This is a genomic window from Rhizobacter sp. P3_B12 (genome assembly GCF_056402895.1).
Genome location: NZ_JBFUGN010000150.1, coordinates 1 through 9,431, shown reverse-complemented (window position 1 = coordinate 9,431; position 9,431 = coordinate 1). Strand labels below are relative to the sequence as shown.

Below are 9,431 nucleotides of genomic sequence, written 5' to 3'. Positions count from 1 at the left end.
CCAGCGCGCTTCGTAGACTGACTCATCGGCTGTGTTTGACCACAACGAACGAAGTGAGTGACGGGAGTTTGCCGATGCACCCCCGAAGCCGAGCTTCTTCGTGGAGTCGGCGCCCCCCGGGCGCCGACCGCCCCGGCATGAGCCCCCAGCCCAGACCCCCAGCCGCCGCGATACGCCGCTGGATCGCAGGATTCCTGCTGGCAGTCGCACCACTGGCAGCACAAGCGGAAGACCTGCTGCAGATCTACCAGCAGGCCCGCCGCGCCGATCCGGTGCTGTCAGCGGCAGACGCTCAACGCGGCATCGCAAGAGAGGGCGTCGTGCAGGCCCGGGCACCGTTGCTTCCGCAGGCATCCGCCGGCCTTGCATTCGATCGCTCGCAGCCGACCGGCGACGCCGCAGAACGCAACAGCAACCGCACCGCCTCCGTCACGCTGAACCAGGTGCTGGTCGATGTGTCCCGCCTGTCGCAGCTGCATGTCGCGCAGTCGCAGGCCGAGGCGCAGGACGACCTGGTGCGCGCCGCCGAACAGGCCTTGTGCGCCCGCGTCGCCCGTGCCTATTTCGATGTGCTCACCGCCGACGACGCGGTGCGCCAGGTCGAGGCCAACGAGGATGCGTTCCGCCAGCAGGTCGAGCAGTCGGACCAGCGCTTTCGCAATGGGCTGTCGGCGCAGGTCGACGTGGAACAGGCGCGGGCCTATCACGCGGCTGCGCAGGCGGCCAGCATCGATGCTCGCCAGGCACGTGACGATGCGCGCGAGGCGCTCTCCGAGATCACCGGCCAGCCCGCGCCGGCATTGAACCGCCTGCAGGACGAGTTGCCGATGGCCTTGCCCGAGCCGGCCGATCCGCAGGCCTGGGTCGACGAGGCGCTGCTGCACAACCCCGGCTTGTCGGCGCAGCGCCATGTCGTCGATGCCGCCGGGCAGGGCATCGCCGCCGCCCGGGCCGGCCACCTGCCCACGCTCAGCGCCAACCTCGGCGTCGGCCGTGCCGCCGCCTGGCCGGTGCCGGCCAGCAACGCCGACGGCCGCAACGTCGCGAGCGTCGGCCTCGTGCTCAACGTGCCGCTGTTCGCCGGCGGCGCCACGCAATCACAACTGCGCCAGGCGCTGCACCAGCAGGATGCGGCGCGCGACGACTACGAGCTGCGCCGCCGCCGCGTCGCGCGCGAGACGCTCGAGCAGTACCGCGGCATCGCCGCCGGCATCGGCCGCATCGGCGCCACGCGCACCGCGGTCGATTCGGCCGGCCGCGCCCTCGCCTCCACCCGCATCGGCCACGAACTCGGCACCCAGACGATGACCGACCTGCTGCTCGCGATCCAGACCCAGGCCTCCGCGCAGGCCTCGTACTCGCAGGCGCGCCACCAGTTCGTGCTCGGCCGCCTGCTGCTGCTGCAATCGGCCGGCCGCATCGCCGAGGCCGACCTCGCCGCCGTCAACACCCTGCTGAAATAGGAGCGCCCCCACCATGTTCGGCTACCACCTCGACCTGGCGCTGCGCAGCTTCCGCCGCAGCCCCGCGCTGACCGCGCTGATGGTGCTCGCGATCGCGCTCGGCATCGGCGCCAGCATGACCACGCTGACGGTGTTCCACGTGCTCTCCGGCGACCCGATCCCCGGCAAGAGCGACCGGCTCTTCTATGTGCAGCTCGATGCCAACGAACGCGGCGCCGCGCCGCCCGGCGCCGAACCGCTGGAGCAGCTGACCCGCTTCGATGCCGAGGCCCTGCTGCGCGAACACCGCGGCGAACGCCAGGTGATGATGACCGGCGGCTCGGTCGCCGTGCAACCGGCGCAGGCCGACCGCCCCGCGTTCTTCGCGAGCGCCCGCTACACCACCGCCGACTTCTTCCCGATGTTCGAGACGCCGTGGCGCTACGGCCACGGCTGGGGTGCCGCCGACGACGCGGCCGGCGCGCGCGTCGCCGTCATCTCGCACGAGCTGAACCAGAAACTGTTCGACGGTGCCGACAGCACCGGCCGCATGCTGCGTGCCGGCGACCACGACCTGCGCATCGTCGGCGTGCTCGCGCCGTGGCGCCCGGTGCCGCACTACTACGACCTGTACGCCGGCCGCTTCGCGAAGACCGAGCAGGTGTTCACGCCGATCTCCACCGCGCTGCAGGCCCGGCTGCCGATCGCCGGCAGCCTGACCTGCTGGGGCAACCGCACCTCGCCCGATCCGCGCGCGCTGAACGCCCCTTGCGCCTGGCTGCAGTACTGGGTGCAGATGCCGTCGGCGGCCGACGCGCCGGCGCTGCGCCAGTACCTCACCGACTACTCCGAGCAGCAGCGCGCCGCCGGCCGCTTCGAGCGGCCGAGCAACGTGCGCCTGCGCAACGTCACCGAGCGCATGTCGTTCAAGCACGTCGTGCCCGGCGACGTGCACCTTCAGCTGTGGCTCGCGTTCGGCTTCCTGCTGGTGTGCCTGACCAACACCGTCGGGCTGCTGCTCGCCAAGTGCATGCGCCGCGCACCGGAGATCGCGGTGCGGCGCGCGCTCGGCGCTTCCCGGGGCGCGATCTTCGGGCAGTTCCTCGTCGAGGCCGGCAGCATCGGCATCGTCGGCGGCGTGCTCGGTCTCGGCCTCGCGCTGCTCGGGCTGTGGGGCGTGCGCCAGAACCCGGCCAGCTATGCGCAGCTGGCCTACCTCGATGCGCCGATGCTCGCGATCACGCTCGTGCTCGCACTGGTGGCCAGCCTCGCCGCCGGGCTGCTGCCGGCCTGGCGTGCCTGCCAGGTGACGCCGGCGCTGCAGCTCAAGTCGCAGTGAACAGCGGCCAGAACCCAAGGAGAACGCGATGATGGACTTCCGACCGATCCTGTCGACGCTGCGCCGCCACAAGACCGCTGCCGCGCTGATCGTGCTCGAGGTCGCGCTGAGCTGCGCGATCGTCAGCAACGCGCTGTTCCTGATCGGCCAGCGGCTGGAGCGCATGCAGGCGCCCACCGGCCTGGCCGAGGCCGAGCTGCTCCACATCCGCCTCAACGACATCGCGCGTCGCGACAACGCCGAGGCGCTGACCCGGCGCGACCTGGCGACCCTGCGCGCCCTGCCCGGCGTCAAGGCGGCCACCAGCGTCAACCACGTGCCGTTCGGCAACGGCTCGTCCGACAGCGGCGTCAGCCTCTCGTTCGAGCAGACGTCGCCGACCATCACCGCGGCGCTGTACCTCGTCGGCGAGAACGCGCTCGCGACGTTCGGCCTGAAGCTGGTCGAGGGCCGCGACTTCCTGCCCGAGGAGGTGCAGCCCGCCTCGGCCCTCGATGCCGAGGAGCCGAAGGTGCCGGCGGTGATCCTCGACCGCGGCACCGCGGCGCGCCTGTTCCCCGAGGGCAGCGCGATCGGCAAGTCTCTGTACGTGTTCGGCCCCTCGCCGATGCGCGTGGTCGGCGTGGTCGAGCGCATGTCGATCCCGCAGCCCAACGGCCCGCGCAGCGAGTTCCTGACGCTGCTGCCGGTGCAGCCCTCGTACAACGACGGCAACTACCTGGTGCGTGTCGTCGACGCGGCGCAGCGCGACCGCCTGCTGAAGGACGCGGTCGCCGCGCTGCAGGCGGTCGACARCCGGCGCATCGTGATGGAGCGCGAGACCTTCGACGACATGCGCCACGAGTACTTCCGCCAGGACCGCTGGATGGCGGCGCTGCTGGTGGCGGTGTGCATCGCGCTGCTGGTGGTCACCGCGTTCGGCATCGTCGGCCTCGCGAGCTTCTGGGTGCAGCAGCGCACGCGGATGATCGGCGTGCGGCGCGCGCTCGGCGCCTCGCGGGTGCAGATCCTGCGCTACTTCCAGGCCGAGAACTTCCTGTTGACGACGATGGGCATCGCGATCGGCATGACGGCGGCCTACGGCATCAACCGGCTGCTGATGAGCCTGTACGAGCTGCCGCCGCTGCCGTGGGTGTGCCTGCCGATCGGCGCGGTCACGCTGTGGGCGCTGGGCCAGGTCGCGGTGCTCGGCCCGGCGCGGCGCGCGGCGGCGCTGCCGCCGGTGGTGGTGATGCGCGGGGCGTAGCCCGGATGACAATCCGGGTCGTCGGCCGCACCCGCTAAGCTTGCGACATGCGCCGCATCCTCATCATCGACGACAACCCTGCAGTCGGCCAGGCCCTCTCGCTGCTGCTCTCGCTGCACGACATCGTGGCCGAGGTCGCGCTGACGCCCGAAGCGGGCCTGGCCTCGCTCGACCGCCGCCCGGCCGACGTCGTGATCCAGGACATGAACTTCAGCGCCGACACCACCTCCGGCGCCGAGGGCGCGGCGCTGTTCCGCGCGATCCGCGAGCGCCAGCCCGACCTGCCGGTGATCCTGCTGACCGCCTGGACGCGGCTCGAGGCCGCCGTCGAGCTGGTGAAGGCCGGCGCCGCCGACTACCTCGCCAAGCCCTGGGACGACGCGAAGCTGCTCGCCACCGTCGAGAACCTGCTGGAACTGTCGGAGTCGACGCGCGAGGTGGCCCGCCTGCGCGACGAGCGCCGCCGCCGCCGCGTCGCGCTCGCGCAGAGCCACGACCTGACCGGCATCGTCTACGCCTCCGATGCGATGGAGCGCACGCTGGAGCTGGCCTGCCAGGTCGCGCGCTCCGACCTCCCGGTGCTGATCACCGGGCCGAACGGCAGCGGCAAGGAACGCATCGCCACCACCGTGCATGTCAACTCGGCGGTGCGCGACGGGGCATTCGTCGCGGTCAACTGCGGCGCGCTGCCGGCCGACCTGATCGAGACCGAGCTGTTCGGTTCCGACGCCGGCGCGTACACCAGCGCGATCAAGTCGCGCGAGGGCCGCTTCGAGGCGGCCGACAACGGCACGCTGTTCCTCGACGAGATCGGCACGCTGCCGCTGCCCGGCCAGGTGAAGCTGCTGCGGGTGCTGGAGAGCGGCCGCTTCGAGCGCGTCGGCTCCACGCGCACGCGCCACGTGCGGGTGCGCGTGATCAGCGCGACCAATGCCGACCTGAAGATGATGGTGCGGGATGGCCGCTTCCGCGAAGACCTGTACTACCGGCTCAACGTGATCGAGGTCGCGGTGCCGCCACTCGCGCAGCGCCGCGACGACGTGCTGCCGCTGGCCGAGCACTTCCTCGCCGGCCGCCCGGGGCYGGTCGATGCGGCGCGCGCGATGCTGCTCGGGCATGCGTGGCCGGGCAACGTGCGCGAACTCAAGAACGTGATCGAGCGCGCCGCGCTGCTGGCGCGCGGCGGGCCGATCACGCCCGAACTGCTGGGCCTGCCGGCGCCCGAGCTCACCGCGGCGCCGCGCAACCTCGGCGAACCGAGCCGCGACGCGGTGGTGGCGGCGCTGGCTCGGGCCGACGGCGTCGTCGCCCGCGCCGCCGCGGCACTCGGGCTGTCGCGCCAGGCGCTGTACCGGCGCATGGACCGCTACGGGATCGCAGCCTGAGGCCGGCATGCGCTGGCTGAGCCTGCGCGCGCGCTTCCTGCTGGCGCTGCTCGCGGCGCTGGCGGCCGGTGCGGCGCTGCATGCCGCGGTGCTGGCGGCGCTGGCGCGCTGGGGCGGCCACGCGGCGCTGCTGGTCGGCGCGGCCGCCGTATTCGCGCTGCTGCTGGCGGCGTGGAGCTCGGCGCGGCTGGTCGCGCCGTTGAAGCGCCTGCTGCGCTCGCTGGAGAGCGCGGTGCTCAGCTACCGCGACGGCGATTTCAGCGTCTCGATCAGCGACGACCACGGCGGCGAGCTCGGCGCGCTGGTGCAGCAGCACAACACGCTCGGCCATGCGCTGCGCGACCAGCGCCAGCACCTGGCGCAGCGCGAGCTGCTGCTCGACACCGTGGTGCAGAACACGCCGGTCGCGCTGGTGCTGACCGACCTGCGGCAGCGCGTGGCCTACGCCAACATCGCCGCGCGCCAGCTGCTGGGCGAAGGCCGCAGCCTGGAGGGCAGCGATTTCGCCGCGTTGCTCGCGACGCTGCCGCCGGCGCTCGCGCGGGCGGTCGAGGAGGGCACCGACGCGCTGTTCAGCGTCACGCTGGACGGCAGCGACGAGACCTTCCACCTGTCGCAGCGCCAGTTCCGGCTGCAGGGCCGGCCGCACCGGCTGCTGCTGTTCCGGCGCATGACGCGCGAGCTGTCGCGCCAGGAGGTCGCCACCTGGAAACGCGTGATCCGCGTCATCAGCCACGAGCTGAACAACTCGCTGGCGCCGATCTCGTCGCTCGCGCACAGCGGTGCCGAGCTGGCGCGGCGCGGCGATGCGCAGCGGCTGCAGGAGGTGTTCGCGACCATCGGCGAGCGCTCGCGGCACCTGCACGGCTTCCTCGACGGCTACGCGCGCTTCGCGAAGCTGCCGGCGCCGCGGCCGGAGCGCGTCGACTGGGCGCCGTTCCTGGCGGCGCTCACGGCGCAGTACCCGTTCGAGCGCAGCGGCGAGCCGCCGGCGCGGAACGGGGTATTCGATGCGGGGCAGGTCGAGCAGGCGCTGATCAACCTGCTGAAGAACGCGCACGAGGCCGGCGGGCCGGCCGAGGGGGTCACGCTGTCGATCGCCGACACCGGGGCGGAGATCCGCTTCGAGGTGGCCGATCGCGGCCCGGGCATGAGCGACACGGTGCTCGCGCAGGCGCTGTTGCCGTTCTATTCGACCAAGCGGGCCGGCACCGGGCTCGGGCTGGCGCTGGCGCGCGAGATCGCCGAGGCGCACGGCGGGCGGATCGCGCTGGCGAACCGGCCGGACGGCGGGTTGCGCGTGGCCATCACCATTCCCCGTAGCCCGGATGCCAATCCGGGGATGCCAGACCGTTGATCCCCGGGTTGGCACCCGGGCTACTTGGTGCCGAACAACCGATCCCCCGCATCGCCGAGGCCGGGCACGATGTAGCCGTGCTCATCGAGCTGCCGGTCGATCGCCGCCACGTACACCGGCACGTCCGGATGCGACGACTGGAAGTGCTTCAGGCCCTCTGGCGCCGCCAGCAGGCACACGAAGCGGATCGACTTCGGCCGCGTCTCCTTCAGCCGGTCGACCGCCGCGACCGCCGAGTTGCCGGTGGCCAGCATCGGGTCGAGCACGATCGCGTCGCGCTCGTGCATGTTGGCCGGCATCTTGAAGTAGTACTCCACCGCCACCAGCGTCTTCGGGTCGCGGTACAGCCCGACGTGGCCGATGCGCGCGCCCGGCACCACGTTCAGCATGCCGTCGAGGAAGCCGGCCCCGGCCCGCATGATGCTGACGAACACCGTCTTCTTGCCGTCGATCACCGGCGCCTGCATGGTCTCGAGCGGCGTCTCGATCTCGATCATCTGCGTCGGCATGTCGCGCGTGACCTCGTAGGCCATCAGCATGCTGATCTCGTTCAGCAGGCGCCGGAAACTGTTGGTGCTGCGGTCCTTCTGGCGCATCAGCGTGAGCTTGTGCTGGATCAGCGGGTGGGTGACGTGGTGCACGGGTGCGGTCATGGGCTCTCCTCGGGGTTTGCCAGTTATATCGGCTCCAGTTGCAAGCAACCAGCATTTCGTCACGCTGCGCCGCTCAAGTCGCGCACCGGCCCTGTCGAAAGACAGTCGTCGCTGCGTCCGAATTCCCATCGCATGTCCGTTCCGTCCTTCTCGCGCCGTCTTGCCTGCTGCCTGCTCGGGATGCTGCCCCTGCTGGCGGCCGCGCAGTCGCTGCGCATCGTCACCGAGGAACTGCCGCCGTACAACATGACGCTGAACGGCCAGGTGACCGGGCTCGGCACCGAGGTCGTGCAGGCCGTGCTGAAGGAGGCCGGCCTGGCCGACACGCCGATCCAGGTGATGCCCTGGGCGCGCGCCTACGACATCGCGCTGAACCAGGAGAACGTGCTGATCTACTCGATCACCCGCACGCCGCAGCGCGAGAAACGCTTCAAGTGGGTCGGGGTGATCGCGCCGACGCGCTGGTACCTGTTCTCGCTCGGCGGCCGCACGCTGCCGGTGAAGACGCTGGACGACGCGCGCCGCTACCAGACCGCCACCGTCAACGAGGATGCCGGCGAACAATACCTGGTCGACAAGGGCTTCAAGCTCGGCCAGAACCTGCAGTCCAGCAACCGCTACGAGCTGAACTACGAGAAGCTGAAGGGCGGCCGCGTCGACCTGTGGATCGCCAACGAGTTGAACGCGATCTACCTGGTGCGCCAGGCCGGCGACGACCCCGCCCGCATCCTGCAGCGTGCGCTCGCCCTGCCCGACCTCGGCAGCGAAGGCGGGCTCGACATGGCGTTCAGCCTGAAGACGCCGGACGCGCTGGTCGAGCGATTCCGCAAGGGGCTGGACGCGATCCGCCGCAACGGCACCTATGAGAGCCTCCAGCGCAAGTGGCTCTGACGGCGGGCCGCACAGCCCGCTCGGCCGCCAGCTGGTGCTGGCGACGCTGCTGTTCGGCATCGTCTTCACGGGGGCGGCGGTGGCGGTGCGCACCTGGTCGGCCTGGCAGGGCAACCTGGCGGCGATGACCGCCGAGCTGACGCTGATCGACGAGGTCTTCCAGCGCACGCTCGCCAAGGCCATCTGGGAGATGGACCGCGACGCGCTGCAGACCCATGTGAGCGGCGTCGCGCAGGTGAGCCCGGTCGGCCGCGTCGAGCTGCGGCTGCTGCAGAACGGCCGCACCACCGAGGTGATGATGCAGCGCCGCGAGGGCGCCGAGCCGTCGCAGCGCGCGCCGGTGCTGCGCCGCAAGCTGAGCTACGAGCCGTATCCGGGCGCGGCCGAGACCGTCGGCGAGCTGACGCTCGAAGGCGACGAGCGCGTGCTGTGGGAGCGCCTGCGCGGCGAGCTGGCCGGCATCGTGCTGACCCAGCTGATCCAGTCGCTGCTGCTGGCCGGCCTGGTGATGTGGGTGTTCAACCGCACCGTCACCGTGCACGTGCGGCGCGTCGCTCGCCACCTCGATGAGCTGACGCCGCAGACGCTGGACCGCACGCTGCGCCTCGAGCGCAAGCCCGGCCGGCGCGACGAGCTGAGCCTGCTCGAATCGGGCGTCAACCAGCTGCAGGGCAACCTGTCGGACTACCTGGCGCGCCAGCGCCGCGACGAGAGCGACCTCGCGGCCCACCGCGACCGGCTGGCCGAGCTGGTCGACGAGCAGACCGCCGAGCTGCGCGCCGCCAACGCGCAGCTGCAGGCGTTGTCGCGCAGCGACCCGCTGACGGGCCTCGCGAACCGGCGCCATTTCGACGAGGTGAAGGACATCGAGTTCCGCCGCGCGCAGCGTTTGGGCCAGCCGCTGTCGGTGCTGCTGTGCGACGTGGATTTCTTCAAGCGCTACAACGACACCTACGGCCATGCGCTGGGCGACGACTGCCTGCGCCTGATCGCGCAGACGCTGCGCGAGACCTTCGGCCGTGCCGGCGAGCTGGCCGCGCGCATCGGCGGGGAGGAGTTCGCGGTGCTGCTGCCGGCGGTCGACGCGGTGCAGGCGCAGGCCGCGGCCAGGCCGCGGC

8 protein-coding genes are annotated in these 9,431 nt (G+C 71.6%); 7 read left to right on the top strand and 1 reads right to left on the bottom strand.

The features are described from left to right. The first annotated feature begins 137 nt into the window (after positions 1–137). The 5 genes from AC1D01_RS10885 to AC1D01_RS10865 are packed head-to-tail and all read left to right on the top strand — an operon-like array spanning position 138 to position 6,769. Positions 138–1,463, top strand: coding sequence for a TolC family outer membrane protein (locus AC1D01_RS10885; RefSeq protein WP_477866051.1), 1,326 nt, complete (start codon positions 138–140; stop codon positions 1,461–1,463). A 13-nt stretch (positions 1,464–1,476) separates the two neighbouring features. Then, a complete protein-coding gene (locus AC1D01_RS10880; RefSeq protein WP_477866050.1) occupies positions 1,477–2,781 on the top strand; it encodes an ABC transporter permease in 1,305 nt (434 codons plus the stop codon). A 28-nt stretch (positions 2,782–2,809) separates the two neighbouring features. Continuing rightward, entirely contained in the window at positions 2,810–4,027 is a 1,218-nt protein-coding gene (locus tag AC1D01_RS10875) for an ABC transporter permease (protein WP_477866049.1), read from the top strand. A gap of 47 nt (positions 4,028–4,074) precedes the next feature. Then, positions 4,075–5,412 (top strand): sigma-54-dependent transcriptional regulator, encoded by a 1,338-nt coding sequence (locus tag AC1D01_RS10870; protein ID WP_477866048.1) that lies wholly within the window; start codon positions 4,075–4,077, stop codon positions 5,410–5,412. Positions 5,413–5,419: 7 nt separating this feature from the next. Then, positions 5,420–6,769, top strand: coding sequence for a sensor histidine kinase (locus AC1D01_RS10865; protein ID WP_477866047.1), 1,350 nt, complete (start codon positions 5,420–5,422; stop codon positions 6,767–6,769). 20 nt (positions 6,770–6,789) lie between these two features. Here AC1D01_RS10865 and upp read toward each other — a convergent pair whose 3' ends face one another. Further along, entirely contained in the window at positions 6,790–7,422 is a 633-nt protein-coding gene (gene upp, locus AC1D01_RS10860; protein ID WP_477866046.1) for a uracil phosphoribosyltransferase, read from the bottom strand. Between the two features lie 132 nt (positions 7,423–7,554). Here upp and AC1D01_RS10855 point away from each other — a divergent pair, with 132 nt between their 5' ends. Together AC1D01_RS10855 and AC1D01_RS10850 are read left to right on the top strand one after the other, a co-directional pair. Further along, entirely contained in the window at positions 7,555–8,313 is a 759-nt protein-coding gene (locus tag AC1D01_RS10855) for a substrate-binding periplasmic protein (RefSeq protein ID WP_477866045.1), read from the top strand. Continuing rightward, a partial coding sequence (locus AC1D01_RS10850; protein ID WP_477866044.1) for a GGDEF domain-containing protein occupies positions 8,285–9,431 on the top strand: 1,147 nt, incomplete at its 3' end. The genes AC1D01_RS10855 and AC1D01_RS10850, both read left to right, overlap by 29 nt.

Excerpts from the sequence above, each read along its gene's own strand:
- AC1D01_RS10885 (WP_477866051.1), top strand. The coding sequence starts at position 138 with ATGAGCCCCCAGCCCAGACCCCCAGCCGCCGCGATACGCCGCTGGATC.
- AC1D01_RS10880 (WP_477866050.1), top strand. The coding sequence starts at position 1,477 with ATGTTCGGCTACCACCTCGACCTGGCGCTGCGCAGCTTCCGCCGCAGC.
- AC1D01_RS10865 (WP_477866047.1), top strand. The coding sequence starts at position 5,420 with ATGCGCTGGCTGAGCCTGCGCGCGCGCTTCCTGCTGGCGCTGCTCGCG.
- upp (WP_477866046.1), bottom strand. The coding sequence starts at position 7,422 with ATGACCGCACCCGTGCACCACGTCACCCACCCGCTGATCCAGCACAAG.
- AC1D01_RS10855 (WP_477866045.1), top strand. The coding sequence starts at position 7,555 with ATGTCCGTTCCGTCCTTCTCGCGCCGTCTTGCCTGCTGCCTGCTCGGG.